This is a genomic window from Stakelama portus (assembly GCF_003171655.1).
In the GTDB taxonomy this organism is placed as follows: domain Bacteria; phylum Pseudomonadota; class Alphaproteobacteria; order Sphingomonadales; family Sphingomonadaceae; genus Sphingomonas; species Sphingomonas portus.
This window is the reverse complement of record NZ_QFZL01000003.1, coordinates 409,242-430,767: the sequence shown is the minus strand read 5'-3', so window position 1 is coordinate 430,767 and position 21,526 is coordinate 409,242. Positions and strand designations below refer to the sequence as shown.

At 65.3% G+C, this 21,526-nt stretch carries 13 protein-coding genes; 6 read left to right on the top strand and 7 right to left on the bottom strand.

What is annotated here, in order from left to right; genetic code table 11:
• Positions 1-8: 8 nt before the first annotated feature.
• Complete coding sequence (locus DKB74_RS10625; RefSeq protein WP_239987470.1) at positions 9-1,343, bottom strand: dicarboxylate/amino acid:cation symporter; 1,335 nt, start codon at positions 1,341-1,343, stop codon at positions 9-11.
• A 221-nt stretch (positions 1,344-1,564) separates the two neighbouring features.
• Here DKB74_RS10625 and DKB74_RS10620 point away from each other — a divergent pair, with 221 nt between their 5' ends.
• From DKB74_RS10620 to DKB74_RS10595, 6 genes are all read left to right on the top strand, one after another.
• A complete protein-coding gene (locus DKB74_RS10620) occupies positions 1,565-3,364 on the top strand; it encodes a sensor histidine kinase (protein ID WP_109808100.1) in 1,800 nt (599 codons plus the stop codon).
• Positions 3,361-4,707 (top strand): sigma-54-dependent transcriptional regulator, encoded by a 1,347-nt coding sequence (locus DKB74_RS10615; protein ID WP_109808099.1) that lies wholly within the window; start codon positions 3,361-3,363, stop codon positions 4,705-4,707. Before DKB74_RS10620 ends, DKB74_RS10615 begins: the two co-directional genes overlap by 4 nt.
• 89 nt (positions 4,708-4,796) lie before the next feature.
• Positions 4,797-5,324: an RNA polymerase sigma factor gene (locus DKB74_RS10610; RefSeq protein ID WP_109808098.1), complete on the top strand. Its 528-nt coding sequence runs from the start codon at positions 4,797-4,799 to the stop codon at positions 5,322-5,324.
• Positions 5,325-5,362: 38 nt separating this feature from the next.
• Entirely contained in the window at positions 5,363-6,286 is a 924-nt protein-coding gene (locus tag DKB74_RS10605) for a FecR family protein (protein WP_109808097.1), read from the top strand.
• A 41-nt stretch (positions 6,287-6,327) separates the two neighbouring features.
• Positions 6,328-8,661, top strand: coding sequence for a TonB-dependent receptor (locus tag DKB74_RS10600; RefSeq protein ID WP_239987469.1), 2,334 nt, complete (start codon positions 6,328-6,330; stop codon positions 8,659-8,661).
• Between the two features lie 78 nt (positions 8,662-8,739).
• Entirely contained in the window at positions 8,740-11,931 is a 3,192-nt protein-coding gene (locus DKB74_RS10595) for an autotransporter outer membrane beta-barrel domain-containing protein (RefSeq protein WP_109808095.1), read from the top strand.
• 121 nt (positions 11,932-12,052) lie between these two features.
• Here the strand turns inward: DKB74_RS10595 and DKB74_RS10590 are convergent, their stop codons facing one another.
• The 6 genes from DKB74_RS10590 to DKB74_RS10565 all read right to left on the bottom strand — a co-directional run bounded on the left by DKB74_RS10590 (position 12,053) and on the right by DKB74_RS10565 (position 21,383).
• On the bottom strand, positions 12,053-13,108 hold the full coding sequence (locus DKB74_RS10590) for a LacI family DNA-binding transcriptional regulator (protein WP_145960949.1): 1,056 nt from the start codon (positions 13,106-13,108) through the stop codon (positions 12,053-12,055).
• A gap of 341 nt (positions 13,109-13,449) precedes the next feature.
• Entirely contained in the window at positions 13,450-15,195 is a 1,746-nt protein-coding gene (locus DKB74_RS10585) for an acyl-CoA dehydrogenase family protein (RefSeq protein WP_109808093.1), read from the bottom strand.
• 51 nt (positions 15,196-15,246) lie between these two features.
• Complete coding sequence (locus tag DKB74_RS10580; protein ID WP_239987468.1) at positions 15,247-16,854, bottom strand: AMP-binding protein; 1,608 nt, start codon at positions 16,852-16,854, stop codon at positions 15,247-15,249.
• 18 nt (positions 16,855-16,872) lie between these two features.
• Positions 16,873-18,189, bottom strand: a complete 1,317-nt coding sequence (locus DKB74_RS10575) for a spinster family MFS transporter (protein WP_109808092.1) — start codon at positions 18,187-18,189, stop codon at positions 16,873-16,875.
• 63 nt (positions 18,190-18,252) lie between these two features.
• The gene (locus tag DKB74_RS10570; RefSeq protein WP_109808091.1) at positions 18,253-18,981 is read right to left on the bottom strand and encodes a TetR/AcrR family transcriptional regulator; all 729 of its coding nucleotides are present in this window, start codon (positions 18,979-18,981) and stop codon (positions 18,253-18,255) included.
• Positions 18,982-19,085: 104 nt separating this feature from the next.
• Positions 19,086-21,383 carry a TonB-dependent receptor gene (locus tag DKB74_RS10565; RefSeq protein ID WP_109808090.1) on the bottom strand — a complete coding sequence of 766 codons (2,298 nt, stop codon included), beginning with the start codon at positions 21,381-21,383 and terminating at the stop codon, positions 19,086-19,088.
• Between the last annotated feature and the right edge of the window lie 143 nt (positions 21,384-21,526).

Sequence of the window (21,526 nt, the reverse complement as noted above, 5' to 3'; positions counted from 1 at the left end):
TTTGGGTTTCAGCCTGTGGCGGTCGACGCCTTTCGCTCGACCTCTTCGATGCTGGCGGGTGCGCCGTGCATCGCCCGGTCGAACAGTTCGGCATCGAATTCGCCGTCCCATTTGGCGACGACGATCGTGGCGACTGCGTTGCCGACGAAATTGGTGAGGCTGCGGCATTCGCTCATGAAGCGATCGATGCCGAGGATCAGCGCCATGCCGGCGACCGGCACCGACGGCACCACCGACAAGGTCGCGGCGAGCGTGATGAACCCCGCGCCGGTGACTCCCGCCGCGCCCTTCGAACTGAGCATCGCGACGCCCAGCAGCAGCAATTGCTCGCCGAACGACAGCGGCGTACCGGTGGCATGCGCGATGAACAGCGCCGCCAGCGTCATATAGATGTTGGTCCCGTCCAGATTGAACGAATAGCCGGCGGGAACGACCAGCCCGACCACCTGTTTCGAGCAGCCCGCGCGTTCCATCTTTTCGAGCAGGCTGGGCAGCGCGGCTTCCGACGACGACGTGCCCAGCACCAGAAACAGCTCATCCTTCAGATAGCGGATCAGCTTCAGGATCGAAAAGCCGAACAGCCAGCCGACGCCGCCGAGCACGACCAGCACGAACAACAGGCTGGTGATGTAGAAGGTGCCGACCAGCGCCGCGAGGCTGGCAAGCGAGCCCACGCCATATTTGCCGATCGTGAACGCGATCGCGCCGAACGCGCCGATCGGGGCGAGCTTCATCAGCATGTGTACCATGCGGAACACCAGCTGGTTCGCCGATTCGAGCACACGGAGCAGCGGATCGCCTTCCTTGCCGATCAGCGCGAGCGAAATGCCGGTCAGCACCGCCACCAGCAGCACCTGGAGAATCTCTCCGCTGGCGAGCGGCGACACGATCGTCTTGGGAATGATGTGCAGCAGAAAGCCGGTGATCGTCTGATCATGCGCCTGTTGCGTATATTTGGCGACTGCGGCGGTATCGAGCGTCGCCGGATCGATATGCATGCTCGCGCCGATCTGAGTCGCATTGGCGACGATCAGGCCAAGGATCAGCGCGGCGGTCGACAGCAGCAGGAAATAGCTCAGCGCCTTCAGCATGACGCGACCGACCGACCCGAGGTCGCGCATATTGGCGATGCCGGTCACCAGCGTCAGGAAAATGACCGGCGCGATGATCATCTTGACGATCGCGATGAACGCGTCGCCGAGCGGCTTGAGCCCTTCGCCGGTGGTGGGCCAGATCGCACCGACCAGCGTACCGAGCGCGATCCCGGCCAGCACCTGAACATAGAGATGCCGCCACCATGGGGTGCGCTTTGGCGCCGCTGCAGCAGCCGTCAGGTCTCGCAAGTCAGTCTCTCCCGAATAAGGTTCCGGCGTGTTTCCGACGGTAACCGCAGTGAGGATAGCGTTGGACAGCGCGACGACAGCGATTTTCTTGAACTTGCTAAGATACTGATATATATTTGTTTTTGATTCCGAGTGCCGCATTGATGTGTGGATAACCACACAGCACATCTCGACAATGTGCGAAAATCCGCACACTAAGCGCCATGCGCTTCGCCAACCCTATGCGGACCGACCGACGCCTGCGTCCCTGGGTGATGGTTGTCGCGGCTGCGGCGTTGATCGGGGCGGTGGCCGCGATCCTGCTGTCGGGTTCGATCGCTTCGAAGCGTGCCTATCAAAGCTCGCGCGTCGAAGGCCGCGCGTCCGCCGCGCTCCACGCCGCCCTGCTCCGCAGCGAGCTGCAGAAATTTCGCCTGATCCCGCTCGCACTGGCCGACGATCCGCAGACGCGTCAGGTGCTCGATTCGCCCGATCGTGAGGCAGTGGTGACGTTCGACCGGCGGCTCGAACGGCTCAACGATCGGATCCACAGCGCGGCGCTCTATCTGCTCGATTCGCAAGGCACGACGATCGCCGCTTCCAACTGGAATCAGCCGCTGAGCTTCGTCGGGTCCAATTACGGGTTCCGCAGCTATTTCCAGGATGCGCTCGCCAGCGGCAATGGCGAGCAATTCGCGCTCGGCACCGTCAGCCGCCTTCCCGGCCTCTACATCGCCCGGCGCGTCGAAACCGGGCGCAGCACCGGCGTCGTCGTGCTCAAGGTCGAATTCGACCAGCTGGAAAATGAATGGCGGCAATCGGGCTCGCCTGCCTTTGTCACCGATTCGCGCGGCGTCGTCCTGATCACCAGCCGCCCCGGCTGGCGCTTCCTCACCAACCGGTTCATCGACAGCGAAGAACGCGCCCAGCTTCGCAAGAGTCTCGATTTCGGTCAGGCGCCACTGACGCCGCTGCCGATCGCGCGCACCAATCGCCCCGGCATCGTCACCATCGCCGGGTCGCGCGACGAAGCGGCGAACGAATATGTCGAAACGCTGCTGCCCACCACGACACCGGGCTGGACGCTGCACCTGCTCACGCCCGTCACTGGCGTGAAGCAGGCCGCCTATAGCGCGCGCATCGTCACGGCGGTCATTTTGTTGCTCGCGGCATTGCTGGTCGGGATGTTCGTCCGCCGCAGGATGCGGCGCGCACAGGCCGCCGCGCGCGCAGAAGCCAACCGCGCGCAGCTCGAAGCCGAAGTCGAGGCACGCACGCTCGACCTGCGTCAGGCCAACCGCAAGCTCAAACAGGAAATGCACGATCGCCGCGCGAGCGAAGCAAAGCTCGAACAGGCGCGCGACCAGCTCGTCCAGGCGAACAAGCTCGCCTCGCTCGGCCAGATCACGGCCGGGGTCGCGCATGAGATCAATCAGCCGGTCGCCGCGATCCGCAGCTATGCCGACAATGGCCGCATCCTGATCGAAAAGGCGCGCAACGCCGATGCCGCCGACAATCTGTCGCGCATCGTCGCGATGACCGAACGGATCGACGCGATCATTTCGGAACTGCGCGGTTTCGCGCGAAAGGCGCGCGGCACGCTCGGCCCGTTGCGGATCGGCGATGCGATCGACGGCGCGACGCTGTTGCTGCGCGACCGGATCGAGCGGCGCGGCGTCGCAGTCACCGTGGCGGGCGATATGGATGCGATGGTGATCGGCGAGCGGGTGCGGCTCGAACAGGTGCTGGTCAATCTGATCGTCAATGCACTCGATGCGATGCAGGATGCTGCCGATCCCCGGATCACGCTGACGGTCGCCGCACGCGGCAAGCGAGTCGATGTCGATATCGCCGACAATGGCCCGGGCCTGACCGAAGAAGCGGCGGCATCGCTGTTCCAGCCGTTCCAGACAAGCAAGGAACAGGGCCTTGGCCTTGGCCTCACGCTGTCGCGCGACATCATGCGCGATCTGGGCGGCGACCTGTCGCGCGTCGCCGTCGCCGATGGCGCCTGTTTCCGCATGACCCTCAAATCGGCATGAGCGAACCGGTAAAACGCGTCGCGTTCGTCGACGATGATGCGGATATGCGCGCATCGAATGCCCAGACGCTCGAACTGGCGGGTTATCAGCCGCTGCTGTTCGATAATGCCCGATCGGCGCTCGACCATCTGACGGCGGACTTTCCCGGCGTCGTCGTCAGCGATCTGCGCATGCCGGGCATGGACGGGCTTCAGCTTTTCGCCGCCCTGCGCGAGCGCGATCCGCAGCTGCCGGTGGTGCTGATCACCGGCCATGGCGATGTCGCCACTGCGGTGCGGGCGATTCAGGACGGCGCCTATGATTTCCTGACCAAGCCCTATCCGGCGGACGCATTGCTGCGCGCGGTGGGGCGGGCGTATGAAATGCGACAGGTCGCGCTCGAAAATCGTCGCCTGCGGACGCAGGCCGAACAGGCGGCGGGCGCATCCGCGCTGATCGGGATTTCGCCCGCGATCGAACAGGTCCGCCGTACCATTGCCCAGATCGGCCCGACATCGGTCGACGTCCTGATCGAAGGGGAAACGGGCACCGGCAAGTCGCTGGTCGCGGCGATGCTGCATCGCGCGAGCGACCGTCGCCGCCGCGCGATGGTGACGGTCGATTGCGGCGCGCTGCCCGATCAGATGGTCGAGGCCGAATTGTTCGGCCATGTCGCCAATGCCTTTCCCGGCGCCCGCTGGCCCCGCATCGGGCGCATCGAGGCAGCCGATCAGGGGACGTTGTTCCTCGACCATGTCGACCTGCTCACCCAATCGGCACAGCCCAAGCTGCTGCGCGCGATCGAAGCGCGCGAAGTGGTGCCGCTGGGCGGCAATGAAGCGCGCCATCTGGATTTCCGGATGATCGCGACCAGCCGCCAGTCGATGGCCGACACGATCCGCAAGGGCGGGATGATCGACACGTTGCGATACCGGCTCAACCGTTTCACCATCGCCTTGCCCCCCTTGCGCGAGCGCCCCGAGGATATTCCGCTGCTCTATGCGCATTTCCTCGACGAATGCGCCCGCCGGCACGGACGCGCGGTTCCTGCGCTGCACGATGCCGACTGGGGCGACATGCGCGCGCATGACTGGCCGGGCAATGTGCGCGAGCTGATGCACATGGCCGAACGCCGGATATTGGAAGGCGAAGGCGCGCTCGCGCCCTGGTCGTTCGAAAACCGGCCGAGCCTGTCCGACGCAGTCGATGCGTTCGAGGCGCAGCAGATCCGCAGCGCGCTCTCCGCCACGCGCGGCAATGTGAGCAAGGCAGTCGACCTGCTCAGGATTCCGCGCAAGACCTTTTACGACAAGGCGCGTCGCCACGGCATCCGCCCCAGCGACTGGCGCGGTTCGGGCGGCTGAGCCGGCGGGACCGGCCCATGGCGCCGATCTGGCATGGGATTGCAGGCCCCTGTATATCCGCGTGTATATCCCCGCCGATTTCGAATCATATGGCAGACCCCGCTCCCCCCGCAGGCCTTGAAGCCGCGTTCCTGACGCATCGCGCCGCCCTGCTGCGCTTTCTGGTCGCGCGCGGCGCGGGCGATGCGGCGGAGGATCTGTTGCACGAATTGTGGCTTCGGATCGAAACGGCGCGACCGGGACCAATCGCGTCACCGCTTTCCTATCTCTATCGCGCTGCCGACAGCCTGATGATCGATCGCTATCGCGCCGAACGGCAGGCGCGGCGGCGCGAACATGCCTGGGTCGATCAACAGGCAGGCGCACAGCCGGGCGTATCCGAGGAAGCATCCGCCGAACGATTGCTGATCGGTCGCGAATATGCACAGCTGGTTGCCGAGCGCCTTGGCACGCTCGATCCGCGCGCAGCCGCCGCGTTCCGCCGCCACCGGATCGACGGGCTGCGCCAGCGCGAGGTGGCACGCGAACTGGGCATCAGCCTGAGCACGTTGGAAAGCGACCTGCGCATCGTCTATCGCGCGCTCGCCGCGCTTCGGGAGGAAATCGATGAGGCTTGAGGCAATCGTCTCCGTCCTCCCCTCAGGAGGTCGCCCGCATGGCGCATGACGCACGCATCGAAGAACAGGCCGCGGCATGGGCCGTGCGAACCGGCGATCCCGCGTTTGAGGATTGGGAGGGCTTCACCGCATGGCTGGAGCGCGACCCGGCCCATGCGCGCGCCTATGACCGGGTCGCCTCGGGCGTGGCCGACGCAGTGGCGTCCGAGCCGCCCGTCCGGATCACCGATACGGACGAGGTAGCCACGCCGGCCCGGCATGCCTCGACGCGCCGCTGGTTCGTCGGCGGCGCCATCGCGGCATCGCTGGCGATCGCCGGCATCGGCTTCTGGCAATCGTCGGACGGCGGCTATGCGATCGAAACCGCCAGTGGCGAAACGCGCACGATTCCGCTCACCGATGGCGGCCAGATCGTGCTGGCGGGCGACAGTCGCGTCGCGCTGAACCATGACGATCCGCGCAGCGCGACACTCGATCGCGGCCAGGCGCTGTTCGTGATCCGCCACGACGACACAAAGCCGTTCCGCGTGACGGTGGGCGACGCGCATCTGGTCGATCTTGGTACCGTGTTCGACGTGACGAACGGCGATGGCGGCCTCCGCGTCGCCGTGGCCGAAGGCGCGGTCGCCTATAATCCGCAAAAGGACAATGTCCGGCTCGATCCCGGCGATGTGCTGACCACCCGCGCCGGCAGCCCGGGCTATGCGGTTTCGCAGGTTCCGGCGGATCAGGTCGGCGAATGGCGCGAAGGCAGGCTGACGTTCCGTGATGCCAGGCTGCGCGATGTCGCTGCCGACCTTTCGCGGATGACCGGCATCGCCTTCACCGTTTCGACGAGCGCGGCGGACAAGCGTATTTCGGGAAGCGTGCGCACCGCCGATATCCGCGAAGACCCGGAAATGCTGGGCGCGCTGCTGGGCATCGCACTCACCCGGACCGGCGACACATGGGTGATCGGCTGAACCACCACAGGGCCCTTTGTTCGGCGCTGCTGTGCAGCGCCATGATCGCGGCATCCCCGGCGCAGGCGACTGCGACGACGATGCGCGTCGACACGCCTGCCGGACGCGCGGGCGATGCGGCGGCAATACTCGCGCGCCAGCTTGGCGTCAGCATCGTCATCCCCGATCCCCGCGTCGCCAACCGGCGCGTAGCCGCAATCCGGGGACGCATGTCGGCGCGTGAGGCCGTCGAGCGGCTGGCGCGCGCCGCCGGTGCGACGGCAATCGCCGCCGGGCCGGGCGGATGGCGGCTGGTCGATGCGCCGCCGCCCCGGCGCGAAATCCGCCCCGCGCCCGCGCGCCCGGCCGCTCCGCCACAGCCCGTCGTCCTGCCCGAAATCGAACAGCCCGAAATCATCGTCACTGCCAGCAAGCGCGATTCGCTGCTCGCCGATTATGCCGGTCAGGTGGCGAGAGTCGACGGCAGCGACCTTGCCTTCGGTTCGGTAGGCGGCAGCGACCGGATCGTGTCGCAAGTGGCAACCGTCACGTCGACGCATCTGGGCAGCGGCCGCGACAAGCTGTTCATTCGCGGGATCGCTGATTCGAGCTTCACCGGCCCTACTCAGGCGACAGTCGGCATGTATCTGGGCGATCTGCGGCTCAATTATAACGCCGCCGACCCCGATCTGCGCCTGTCCGACATGGCGTCGGTCGAAGTGCTGGAGGGGCCGCAGGGCACGCTGTATGGCGCCGGATCGGTGGGCGGCATCATCCGGCTGATACCCAATCCCCCCGATCTTGGTTCGACGGTCGTTACCGGCACGCTGGGCGGCACGGCAACGCAGCATGGCGCCCCCGGAGGCGACATCAGCCTTACCGCGAACCTGCCCCTGCAACGCGACCGCGCGGCGTTGCGCGTCACGTTCGGCGCGGAGCGGCAGGGCGGCTATATCGACAAGCCGCTGATCGGCCGCGACGACGTCAATCGTACCGACATCGTCGGAGGGCGGGCGATGCTGCGCGTGGCTCTGGGCGATGTCTGGACGCTCGACCTGCTCGGCGTGGGACAGCGCACGCGCGGCGCCGACAGCCAATATGCCGATCGCGACGGCCCGCCGCTGACGCGATCGAGCAGTGTCGGCGAAGGCTTTTCCGCCGATTACGGCCAGGCACAGCTGGTGCTTTCCGGGCAATTGGGGAGCGTGAGGCTGCGTTCCTCGACCGGCCTGGTCGGTCAGTCGCTCGAGGAACGCTATGACGCGACGCTGCTCGACGGAGCGCCGCGCCTGTTCCGGCAAAATCGCCATACGCGGATGATCGCCAACGAAACCCGCCTCTGGCAACCGCTCGATACACGCTTCGGATGGCTTGCGGGTGTCAGCTATACGCACAATGAATCGCGCCTGACGCGCAAGCTGGGATCGGTCTTCCTCCAGTCGCCGACAACCGGCGTCGAAAATGTCATCGACGAATTCACTGCCTATGGCGAAGCCAGCGTGCGGCTCAATCCGGCAGTGGTGGCGACGGTCGGCGGGCGCTGGACCCGGTCGCTGCTCGGCGGCTCGGGCGAGGACGTGCTGGCGGCGATCGCCCTCGCGCGCGCCGACATCACGGCACAGCGCACGGAAACCGCCTTCCTCCCTTCCGCATCGCTGCTGGCGCGGCTCGATCCCGACCTTTCGGTCTATATCCGGTATCAGCAGGGCTTTCGTCCCGGCGGACTGGCGGTCGAAGGCGAATTCGTCCGCCGCTATCGCAACGATCGCATCGCTACACTCGAATTCGGCGTGCGCCATGGCCGCGCGGGCGCGGGACCGTTCGATATCGCGGCCAGCATATCCTATACCGACTGGCGCGACATCCAGGCCGATTTCGTCGACGGACAGGGATTTCCCAGCACCGCCAATGTCGGCGATGGTCATATCTGGACCGGCACGCTGTCGGGCGGCGTCGCGCTCACCCCTTCGCTGCGTCTCGACGCAGGCCTGATCTACAATCACAGCCGCGTCGACCAACCGGCGGCCGGGATGCTGCCGATGCTGCGGATCGACGAAGTGCCGAATATCGCGCGCATCGTCGGGCGGTTCGGGTTCGACTATCGCCGCCCGCTCGGCGGCGATCTCAATCTCGAGGCAAAGGGATGGGCGCGCTATGTCGGCCCCTCGCGCCTCGGCATCGGACCCGAACTCGGCGCGCGGCAGGGCAATTATCTGGACAGCGGCGTGACGGTGCGTGTCGGAAGCGCGCGGCTGGGCGTGTCGGCCAGCGTCACCAACCTGACCGACACGATCGGCAATCGCTTTGCGCTCGGCACGCCTTTTTCGATCGGCCGGGATCAGATCACGCCGCTTCGACCCCGCAGCTTCCGGCTGGGCATCGACGCCGGTTTCTGACTTTTTTGCGTCGGCCGCCAAGGCTGGCCCGCAACGTCTCCGTCCTTTGGATCGAGTACCGATCCGAAGGGGATTTTCATGCGTCGTTATCTGCTTGCCACGTCCGCACTGGTCGTTTTCACGACACCCGCCGCCGCCCAGACCGTAATCGGCAATGCACGCACCGAGCCGGTGCGGACCTCCACAGTCAAGGATGGCGGCCCCGATGCGATCCGTATCTCCAGCGCCGGGTCGGTAAAGCCGACCGGCGGCACCGCCGTGACGATGGACAGCAACAACGGCGTCACCAACGAAGGCACGATCGCGATCAGCAACGCCAATGGCGCAGTCGGCATCGGCGCCTCGGCGGGAACCAGCGGCGATATCGTCAATAGCGGCACGATCACGATCGACGAAACCTATACGCCGACCGATATCGACAAGGATGGCGATCTGGACGGCCCGTTCGCCGTGGGTTCGGGGCGCTATGGCATCCGCACCTATGGCGCGCACAACGGCAAGCTGGTCAATGACGGGACGATCACTGTCGAAGGCAATGATTCGGCCGGCATCTGGCTGGGCGGCACACAGACCGGCGCCTTCACCCACGATGGCAAGACCACCGTGCTGGGCGACAATTCGATCGCCGTCCAGGCACAGGACATCGTCGGCGACGTGCGGCTGGCGGGCACGGTTACCGCCACCGGCGCCAATGCAGTCGGCGCGCGCTTTTCGGGCGACATCGACGGTGCGATGGTGGTGCAGGGATCGATTTCGGCGACCGGATACCGCTATCCCAACCCACCCCAGGATACGAGCAAGCTTGATGCCGACGATCTGCTCCAGGGCGGATCGGCGCTGATCATCGAAGGCGATGTGAGCGGCGGCATCGTGCTCGCCACCGCGCCCGCGAACAGCGACCCCAACGACAATGACGAAGACAAGGACGGCATCGACGATTCGAAGGAAGGCAATGCCGCCATCGTTTCCTATGGCGCCGCCCCGGCGATGGTGATCGGCGCCGCCGACCGCGACATCGCCATTGGGGAAGTCGCCGCCAGCGGCAGCAAGTTCGGCCTGATCATCGACGGCACGATCGCCGGCAATGGCGTCTACACCGGCGTTAACGGCAACGGGCTGGTGATCGGCGGACGCGGCGGCGATGTCACGATCGCCAACGGCATGGGCGTGGCGGGCAAGATTACCGCAACGTCGAAAGGCGGAACGGCAACCGCGCTGCACATCGGCGAGGGCACGACAATGCCCGAAATCCGCGTTTCCGGTGCGGTCGGCGCGGAAGGCGCGACCGCGACGGCGATCCGCATCGACGCCGGCAGCACGGTCGGCACCATCCGCAACAGCGGCGCGCTTGGCGCCAAGGCGACGTCTTCGGCAGGCAGCGCAACCGCGATCATCGATGCCTCGGGCAACGTAACTCAGATCGAAAATAGCGGCGCCATCTCCGCAACCGGGGCAGCCGCCGATTCGAACCGCAACGTCGCAATCGACGTTTCGGCGAACACCAGCGGCGTGACGCTGCGCCAGACCGAAGTGGCGGCAGGGATCACTGCTCCTTCGATTGCGGGCGATGTCCGTTTCGGTTCGGGCAATGACATATTCGAAATCGCCGACGGATCGGTCGCGGGGCAGGTGCGCTTCGGCGCGGGCGACAATGCGCTGCGCCTTTCGGGAGACGCGCGCCAGTCGGGCGCGGTCGTCTTCGGTGCCGGTGCCGACGCCATGTCGCTGGCAGGATCGAGCAGCTTCACCGGCTCGGTCGATTTCGGCGGCGGTGCCGACACGCTGTCGCTTTCGGGAACGTCGCATTTCGCGGGAACGCTGACCAATGCCGGCAATCTGGCGGTTTCGGTTTCCGGCGGCGTGTTCGACGCGCGCGGCGCATCGTCGATCGGGTCGCTCGCGGTCGGATCCGATGGCGTGCTTGCAGTGACGCTCAGCCCCGATTCCGCGATCGGCACCGCGCTCAATGTCGGGGGTGCCGCATCGTTCGGCGACGGCGCGACGCTGCGCCTGAACGTAACCGATGTCGACAATGCCGAGGGGCGTTTCGTGGTGTTGCAGGCCGGATCGCTGACCGGCGCATCGAAGATCGACACCGATTCCGATCTCCTGCCCTTCCTGTACAAGGGCGTGCTCGCAAGTGACGCCCCCGCGAACCAGCTGGTCGTCCAGATCACGCGCCGCAACGCACAGGAACTGGGCCTCAACCAGTCCCAGGCAACGGCCTATAACGCCATCTATGCCGCGCTTTCGCAAGATGACGATGTCGCAGGCGTATTTCTCGGCATTCGCGACGGTGAATCCTTCCGCCACACGCTCCGCCAGATGTTGCCCGATCATGCCGGCGGCGCCTTTGACGGGCTGAGTCTCGGCGAACGCACCATGGCGCGGCAACTGGCCGAACCGCAGAACCCGCTGATCCAGCGCGGCGGTTTCAAGATGCTGATGACTGCCGGCGGCTGGGGCACGACCAAGGATGAAGGCGACACCGCGGCCTATGATCTGGGCGGTCTGGGCTTTTCGCTGGCGGGCGTGTTCGAAACCGGGGTCGGCGATTTCGGCCTGTCGGCGACCTATTTGTGGAATAAATGGACCAATGGCGGCAGCGACAATGAAGTCCTGTCGGATACCTATCAGGTCTCTGCCTTCTGGCGCGGCGAGTGGGGCGGTTTCGCCGCGCGCGGACGTGCATCGATCGGCACGGTCGATTTCAACGGATCGCGTTTCTTCAGCGGCGAAGCCGATGGCGAGGAAATCGAGCGCCAGGTAAAGCGCAGCTGGGGCGGCACGCTGACATCGTTCAGCGGCGGCGTTTCCTATGAATTCGGCGGCAGCAGCTTCTTCCTCCGCCCGGGCGTTTCGGTCGATTATCTGCGGCTGAGCGAAGACGGCTATACCGAAACCGGCGGTGGCGAGGCGCTCGACCTGATCGTCGAATCGCGCACCAGCGACGAAATGGCCGTCGAAGGCGGCGTGACGCTGGGCATGGACCTGATGGGGAGCCGCCGTCGCGACAGCAACTGGTTCCGTGTGGAAGCCGAAGGCGGCTGGCGCGAGCTGGTCGGCGGTTCGATGGGCGCGACGACCGCGCATTTCGCCGGTGGCCAGTCCTTCACGCTGACCCCCGAGGATCGCAGCAATGGCTGGTATGGCCGCGTGCGCGCCATGGGCGGTGCGGAACAGTTCCAGGTCGGCGGCGAAATCGGCGCGGAAAAGCAGAACGACCGCGTGGGCATGTCATTGCGCGCGAGCTTCGGCCTGCAATTCTGACCTCTTTATCCGGCGACAGATCCCCCAATCCCGTCGCCGGATCGGATGCGCCCGGACATTCCAGTCCGGGCGCATCCACCTTTCCAGGCAACGCTGCGCGCGGCGTCCGACCGCCGGACGATCAGTGCCGAAGCCGGGCCGGCAATCGCGCCGGGCGATCCGATGAGCCCCGGACGATCAGTTCCACTGGCAACATGATTTGCGCCGGCGCGGCCTTGCCGTCGATCAGCGCCAGCAGCATCCGCGCCGCCTCTCGCCCCATCGCATGCCGCGACTTTCGCACGCTGGTCAGCCCGGGCTCGGTCATCTCGGCGAACATGCTGTCGTCGAAACTGGTAATCGCGACGTCCTGCGGCACCCGGATCGCATGATTCTCAAGATATTTGAGCACGCCGAATGCAAGGATGTCCGATCCGCAGAACAGCGCCGTCGGTCGATCCCCCGAACGTTCGAAAAGCGTCTCGCAAGCGTGATAGCCGCCGCGCCAGGAAACATCGTCGGCATGGACCACCAGCGCGGGATCGAACGCGATGCCCGCCGCGTCGAGCGCCGCCCGATACCCATGGAGGCGACGTTCGAGTGCAGTGCGGCTGGGGCCGCCGATATGCGCGATCCGCCGGTGACCCGATTCGATCAGATGCGCCGTCGCGATCATCCCACCGCGCTCCTCGTCCGCGACTACGAAATTGGCGCCCAGGCCCTCGACGCGCCGGTTGATCAGTACCAGCGGGAACGGCAGCGGATGCGAAGACGGCACGATCGGGTCGTCATGCTCGATCGTCAGCGCGAGCGCATCGACGCGCAGCCTGCGCGCCGCCTCCAGAAGCGAGGTCCGGTCGGTCCCGAAATAGGATTCGGAATAGACATGGAGCGAATAGCCCTGCGGCGTCAGTTCGTTGAGCATGCCACGCATCACATCGGCCTGGAGCAGGCCGGTCGGCCAGCGATCTTCGCCGGGAATGATATAGCCGATCGAAAACAGCCGTCCCGTCGACAGCGTCGCCCCGGCCTTGTTGGAGATATATCCCCGCCGCTCCGCCACGGCCTTGATCCGCTCGCGCGTTTCGTCGGACATGCCCTGCTTGCCACGCAGCGCGCGCGAAATAGTGGTCAGCGATACGCCGAGTTCTTCCGAAAGATCCCGCAGAGTCGTTTCACCGGGAGAGGATAATTTCACTATCTTCTTCGGCTTTGGCACGCCGCGCTTACCCCATGCAGCCCACAACACTCCCCGTAAAACGCGGGGAATGCTTCAATGCCTTACGCGCCATTTACCATCAACCGAAAAGTCGATGTCAGACAAACTGATCATCGCGATTACTGTCGACAGAAGCGTGCGATATTCATTTCCTATCGGTAAAGTAGAGATAGCGAATATCCGAGTTACGCCGTGCAATTCTTCTCGGACACAGTCGGATTCCACCTCTGCCGCAGTCATGGGCAACCGATGGAAACACGCTCCATTTCGGATATTCCGGGACGCCTTGGCATGCCAATACCTTCAGCATCTTGCAGAGATCAGAAGATGCGCACCGGTGCTGCCGAGGCGACATCGCTGCCCGACGTTACGAAATCGAGCAGTTGCGCAACGCGCGGCAACTCGCATTCGAAGAAGAAGCGACAGCCGTGGCGCTTTCCCGCGACAAAATCGGCGTTCGCCGTTCCGGCTGCGCCCGCCGCATCCGCCGCCAGCGCCTGATCGAGCCAGATCCAGCCCAGCACGACATGGCCGAATGCCGAAAGGAACGGCGTCGCATTGTCGAGCGCCGCTTTGCCGTCGCCTGCACGCAGCGCGCCGATCGTGCCGATCACGGCGCCCCACGCGCGGTCCAGCGCTTCGGCATGGTCGCCCAGCCCCGCGACGGTCCGCGCCGCGGCCACCGTACGCATCAGCCGCGCCTCGAGCACCGGCAATCCGCCGCCGTCGCGCAATATCTTGCGGCCCAGCAGGTCGACTGCCTGAATGCCGGTGGTGCCTTCATGGATCGGATTCAGCCGATTGTCGCGCCACAGCTGCTCGACATCGAAATCGCGGGTATAGCCATAGCCGCCGTGAATCTGAATCGCGATGTCGTTGGCGGCAAGGCCATATTCCGACGACCAGGTCTTGGCGACCGGCGTCAGCAGACCGAGCAGCGCCGCGTCTTCGGCATTGTCCTGCGCCGTATCGACCAGCCGCGCGCAATAGAGGCAGAGCGCAAGCGCGCCTTCGGCATAGCATTTCTGCTGAAGCAGCATGCGGCGCACATCGGAATGTTCGATGATCGCCACCGGTTCGCCCGAACGCCGCCCCGCCGGGCGCCCCTGCAACCGCTCGCGCGCATAGGCGACCGACAGCAGATAGCTGCGATATCCCATCGCCGCCGCCCCCATGCCGACGCCGATCCGCGCTTCGTTCATCATCTGGAACATCTGGCGCAGGCCATCGCCCGGCGCGCCGACGATCCAGCCTGTCGCACCGTCCCGCTCGCCGAAGTTGAGCAGGCAGTTGCTGGTACCGCGATAGCCCATCTTGTGGTTGATCCCGGCAACGGTGACATCGTTGCGCGTGCCGTCGGGCAGGATCTTGGGCACGATGAACAGCGATATCCCCTCGGTCCCTTCTGGCAGCACGCCATCGGGTCCGGGAACCTTGGCCAGCACGAGATGGACGATATTTTCGGTCGCGTCCTGATCGCCGCCCGAAATCCACATCTTGTTGCCGGTCAGGCGATAGCGCGCGCCCAGCGCGTCCTCCCCGTCCGGGACGGCGCGTGTGCGCACATCGGCAAGGCTGGACCCGGCCTGCGGTTCGGACAGGCACATGGTGCCGAACCAGCGTCCCTCGATCTCCGGCCGGGCGAATGCGGCGACCTGCGCCTCGGTACCGAACGCGGCGATCAGCCGGGCATTTGCGACCGTCAGCATCGGATAGGCCGCCGTCGCCGCATTCGCCGCAGCGAAATAGGCAAAGGACGCGGCGCACAGCAGATAGGGCAGCCCCAGCCCGCCCTGCTCCTCGGGAAAGCCCGCCGAGAACAGGCCGAGTTCGGCATATTGCGACAGCGCCTCGCCAATCGCCGGACAGATGCGCACCGCGCCATCGGCGAATTGCGGCTCTTCGCTGTCACTCCGCTTGTAATGCGTCAGAAACGCATCGGTCGCGAGCTTTTCGGAAAGGTCGAGTATCGCATCGACGGTATCGCGATCGGCAAGCGCATCCGCCCGCAGCCAGTCATGGAGCAGGAAATTCAGGTCGTCGCGGCGGATAAGCTGGCTCGTCATTCACACCCCTAAACAATATCGGCGTCGGCGCCCGGAACAGGCATCCGCCGCTCAGGCGGCCTTCCCATATTCGGCGCGCAGCCGCTGCTTGTCGATCTTGCCGGTCGTTGCAAGCGGCATGGCAGGCACGCGGACTATGGCATCGGGCATCCACCAGCGCGCCACGCGCGGGCGCAACGCATCGAGCAGCAGATCGTCCGGGAAATCGGCGCCCTTGCGCGGCTCTATGACAAGGATGGGGCGCTCGCCCCATTTGGCATGGGCGCGTCCCACCACTGCCGCCTGCGCGACTTGCGGCAACGCACCGACAATCGCTTCGATTTCCCTGGGGTTGATCCATTCGCCGCCGGATTTGATCAGGTCCTTTGCCCGCCCGGTGATGCTGACATTGCCCGCCGCGTCAATCGTGGCCAGATCGCCGGTATCGAACCAGCCATCGGCATCCACCGCCGGGGTATCCTGACCGAAATAGCTCTCCACCACGCTCGCGCCGCGCGCGTGGAGCCGCCCTTCCGGGCCGCGCTGTTCGGGAAGCGGCACGCCTTCGGCATCGGTAAGGCACAGGTCGACACCGATCGGCGGCCGCCCGGACTTGGCCGCGTCCCGCCGCGGCGTCGATGCCGGCATGGTGGTGCCGAGCGGGGACAATTCGGTCATCCCCCAGCTTGTCTGGACGATCACGCCCAGCCGCTGTTCCAGCCGGTCGAGCAATGCCTGGGGCACCGCCGATCCGCCCAGCATCAACCGTTCGAGTGACGGCAATTCCTCGCCGGTCGCGTCGAGATGATCGGCCAGTCCCAGCCACACCGTCGGCACCCCTGCCGCCACCGTTACCCGCTCCTCGCGGATCAACCGCGCGAGACTGGCGCCGTCCTGATAGCGACCCGGCAGCACCAGCCGCGCGCCCACCGCCGGCGCGGCAAAGGGAAAGCCCCAGCCATTGGCGTGAAACATCGGCACCGCCATCAACAGCGTGTCGACGGCGCGAAGGCCGCTGGCATCCGCCTGAAGCTGGTGCACCGTGTGCAGATAGTTGGAGCGGTGGGTATAGGTGACGCCCTTGGGCGCGGAGGTGGTGCCCGACGTGAAGCACAGGCCCGCAGGCGCATTTTCATCGACCTGGCCCCACGCCACCGCTTCGCCATGCGCTTCCAGCAGGTCGGCATAGCGCCAGACGGTCGCGTCGCCGCAATCGGGCTGCCCCCCCTCGGCGCCGGGCTCGTCGAGCAGGATGATATGTTCGATCCCGGGGCATGCGCGCGCCAGCGTGTCGCCCAGCTCGGCAAGATCGGGACTGAGCGCAAGCACGCGATTGCCCGCCTGATCGAGCATCGCGGCGAGATGTTCGGGCGTCAGCCGCGGATTGAGCGTGTGGCACACGATCCCGACGCCCATCGCCGCATACCAGCATTCCATCTGCGCCTGGGTGTTCCAGCCCATGATGCCCAGATTGTCGCCCGGCCCCAGGCCGAGCGCATGCAGCGCGCCCGACAGGCGCCGGCTGCGATCGCGCAGCCGTGCATAATCGGTCCGCATCGACATGCCGTCGCCGCCGGTCACGACTTCGCTGGTGCCATGCCATCGCGCGGCATGGTCGATAAATCGGTCGAGCGTCAGCGCATAGGGCTGCATCGTGCCGGGCACGGTGGCGCCATTCATCGTTCGGTTCGGTTCCTTTTATGCGGCGGGCTGACCCGCGCGACGTTCGCGAGAGAGGCGGCGAGCGAGTTCGAGATGCAGCCCGATCGCGAGCAGATAGAAGGGGATCAGGCTGTAGAATGCCAGCTGAAGCGAATTGTCCGGATGCGCCGGGCGCAGCCAGTCGCTCACCGCGCCGACCCAGGTGGGGCCAAGCCCCAGTCCCACGAGATTCATGATGAGCAGCAGCACCGCCCCGGCGAGCGTGCGCTGATGCGCCGCTACCCGGTTCTGCACCAGCGTTACGGCCGGGGTCAGATAGAAATAGTTGAAGAAGGTCGGGACCGCGAGGAACGCCATCGCGACCGGCCAGCTGGGCGCATGGACGAAACCGATAAAGCCCGGCACCGCAAGCGCGAGCGCGATACCCGGCAACAGGCCGAAAACCTGCGGCGCGCGCTCAGCGAAGCGATCGGTCAGCCGGCCCGACAGAAAAATGCCCGCGCTGACGAAAATACCCAGGATCAGCGTGTACCAGATCGCGATCTGGTCGAGAGTCATCGCCTTTTCGCGCATCAGGAACAATGTCGTGAAGCCCAGCGTGCCATAGGTGACGAACTGCGTCGCCGCCGCGGCGAGCGACACCAGCAACAGCGTCGGGCGCGTGACGAACATCCGCATCGTCGCCCAGAAACCGATCGCGGCCGCTTCCGCCGATACAGGCGTGGCTGCGGGCTTGTCGGTCGCGCCGCGCCGGGGTTCGCGCACGAACGCTCCCACTGCCGCCGCCGCCATCAGCCCGACACCGCCGAGCACGATGAACGCCAGCCGCCAGTCATAGGCCGCCGCGATCGTCGCACCGAACGCCACGCCCAGCGACTGGCCGATCGGCGGCCCGAGGTTGAACAGCGCCAGCGCCGTGCCGCGTCGGTTGGCGGGGAAATAATCGGATATGATCGAATAGGACGGCGGCACGCCGCCTGCTTCGCCGATGCCGACGCTCATCCGCGCGACCACCAGCTGGGGATAGGTGTGCGCCATGCCGCATGCGATCGTCGCCGCGCTCCACAACGCGCAAGCGATCGAAAGCACGCGCACGCGGTTGCTGCGATCGGCGAGCCAGGCGACCGGAACGCCCAGAATGCAATAGAAAAGCGCGAAATACAGGCCACCCAGCCGCCCGAGCTGGCCGTCGGACACGCCAAGTTCGTCCTGAATCGGCTTGGCGAGGATCGACAGCAGCTGGCGGTCGAGAAAATTGAGGACATAGACGAAGCAGAGCAGCGCCAGCACGACCCATGCATATCGTCCCGTCCGCCGTTCGCCGGCGCTGTCCGCCATTGTTGCATTCGCCATGCCGTGCCCCTTGCTCACGGGCAGCGGCCGTACCTTTCGGTCACCGCGCCCGCCCTGATGCGATCACAGGTTTTCGTCGTCGGGCCCTTCGCAGATTGCCCGAACGCCGGCGGCCATGAACTTCGCCATGTACCGTTTGATCGAAACGAAATCGTCGGACGAACACAGGCCGTGCGACAATTCGTCGAGACGGCCGGTCCGCGCCATATTGTGCGTCATCGCGCCCGACACGAAATGATAGGCCCAGAAGATGCGCCGTTCGTCGCAATCGGGCATCGCCTTCTTGAACAGGTCGATCAGCGCGAGGACGACCGGGTTGAAATAATTGGTCATCTTTTCCGCGCCCCATCCGGTCGCGCTGTTGGCCTGCGCGGCGATCTTGCCGAACGCGACCCAGGTTTCCTCGTCTTCGATCTGGGCGTCGAGATCGGCATCGATCCAGGCATGCAGCGCGCCTTCGACCGTCACTGCGTCGCCGGCCTGCTCGGCATAGAGGCGCATCGCTTCCAGCCGGTTGCGCGCGGAAAGCGGCGCCTTGCGCTCCCACACCGCCTCGTACAGGCTTTCCTTGCCGCTGAAATGATAATGGATCAGCGTCGAACTGACGCCGACGCGCTTGGCCACGTCCTTCAACGTGACGCCATGAAAGCCGAATTCAGCGAACAATGCTTCGGCGGCATCGAGGATACGCTCGATAGAAGCCTCGCGTACCCGCTCCTTATGGTTGCGGGGACGCGGCTTGGCCGGTGGCTGCACGGAAGGCTTCAGCGCGGAGGATTTTGTACTGGTCATAGAATTCCACGCTGGCGACCCGACAAGGAAGGGTCAACGCCGGAGCATCGTCCCCCTTGCCGATCGACGTCGCCACCGCAGCTCCGGCGGCGACGTCCGGTCGATTACATCGTCCAGTTCAGGCGGACGCCGAACGTGCGCGGCCGCAGAACCGAATAACGGCTGATGATGAAGCGTTCGGGGTGAATATAAGTCACCGCGTCGCTGTCGAGCAGGTTTTCGACATAGAAAGTGGTGGTCAGATTGCCGATCCGGACCCCCGTCTGCAGGTTGATATAGGTATAGGCGTCGGTCTCGTCATACAGCGGGGCGGGCACCCCGGTGCCCGGCGTGTTCGGAAAGCCGTTGGGGAACGATCCGACATATTGCACCTGAAAGCCGGAAAAGCCGCTCGCGCCGCCCCACAGCTTATAGCCATGGCTGCCATAGAAGGATCCCTGGACCGGCGGCGATGCCAGCTGCGACCCTTCTTCCGCACCGGAAATCAGCGCTTCTTCGGGAGTCAGATCGACGATCTTGGCATCGTTGACCGACCCGTTGAGCCCGATCACCGTCAACGGCGTCGGACGATAGGCGAGCTCGACTTCCAGGCCGATGCTGCGCGCCCGGCCGATATTGGTGCTGAACTGCACCGAATCCGACGGACGGTTCGCCTGGACCTGGATATTGCGCCAGTCGATATAATAGCCGGCGATCGCAGCGGTCAGCTTGCCGTCGAGGAAACGCCCCTTCAGGCCGATCTCATAATTGGTCAGGCTGTCCGATCCCGCGCCTTGCGGAATGACGATGTCGTTGGGATCGACCGGACTGACATAGCCCGCGCGGGCATTATAGACCGGCGTGCGATAGCCGGTAGAAATCGTCGCATAGGTCGAAAGATCGCGGTTGGGGCGATAGCTGATGCTCGCCTTCCACGATGCGCGTTCGGCACCCGGATACGTGCTGGTGGTCGAAGTGGTCGCCGCCGTCGGGATCGCCAGGATCGGCGCGTTCGGCGCGCGCGCGGCCAGCGCATAGGCGAAATAAGAGGAATTGAACCCCGGCTTGGTGGTAACGTCGCCGCCATATTTGCCGTAGCGCAATCCGCCCGTCAGCGACAGCCGGCTGGTCAGGTTGAACGTCAGTTCGCCAAAGCCCGCCAGTTCATAGGTCGAGGTGTCGTTGCCGAATTCCGAGAAGGTGACTCCGTCGCCGGGCAGCGTGTAGCGCTTGGCGGCAAGGAACGCCGCCGTCGTCTGGTTCTGGCCGGTCAGTTCCGAATCGCGGTGCAGATAAAAGCCCCCAACGACCCAGCTGAGGAATCCGTCAGTTTGCGACACCAGTCGCGTTTCCTGGACGAAGGTCTTCACATGCAGACCGTCGACAAGGAAATAGGGCACGTTCGCCGCACCGAAGGTGCCGAGCAGATCGACGTCGAACCGGCCGTCCGCGATCGAATAGGTCGATGAACTGGTCAGCTTGGCGAAATCGAAATCATAATCGATCGTGCCGTTATAGATCTGCGTCCGCGACGTGTAGCGATCGGGGCGCAGCGAATAGCGCTTGCGCTCGCCCAGATCGGGCGATGTCAGCGACGCATCCTCGGGGAAGCTGTCCTCGTACGAACCGAGCAGGCGGATGCTCAGCCGGTCGGTCGGCTTGAACAGCAAGGTCGCGCGACCGCCCCAATCCTTCAGCCCGTTCGAATTATGGACGCCGGTGCCAAGGTTATCGATATAGCCGTCTTCGTCGCGATAGAAGCCGACGACGCGCAGGCCGAGCATGTCGTCGACCAGCGGCACGTTGATCATCGCGCTCGTGCGCAGGCGCGCGCTGCTGCTGACCGGCGTCAGGCCGACATCGACCAGCGCCGACGCATCGAAATGGTTGAGCTCAGGGCTTTTGGTCAGGATGCGCAGCGCACCCGACAACGACCCCGATCCGAACAGCGTGCCCTGCGGCCCGCGCAGGAACTCGACGCGTTCGACGTCATAGAGGAACGGGTTCAGCGTTACCGTGTTGCCGATGGTGCTGAGCGGCAGTTCGTCGAGATAGATGGTCGTGGTGGTCTGAAGCCCGGCGCCCCAGCCATTGGTCGAAATGCCGCGGGCGGTGATGCGCGCATTATTGTCGCTCGCCTGATTGAGCACGACGCCCGGCGTTTCGCGCGCCACGCCTTCGAAACCGACAATGCCCTTTTCGGTCAGTTCTTCCTGATCGAACGCCGTGACGCTGAGCGGCACGTCCTGCAGGCGCTCGGCACGGCGTGTGGCAGTGACGACGATCTCGTTGGCGGAAATTCCGTCCTGATCGGCAGCAGTGGCATCATCCTGCGCGGGCTGCGTCGTGCTCGTCTGCGCCATGGCCGGCTGCGCCGCTGCGATCAGCGCAAAAAGCGACGCGGTATAAGCCAGTGTCTTCATATCCCCTCCTCCTCGCCCGGCGCTATCGGCGCGCCGTTCAGCGATCGGGGCGATATTTCCGCCTTTTCCCTGCCCGAGTCAATACTGACTTATTCGTCAGTCAGTATTGACTCGGGCAGCGTTGGGCGAGGCCCGACGCGCCG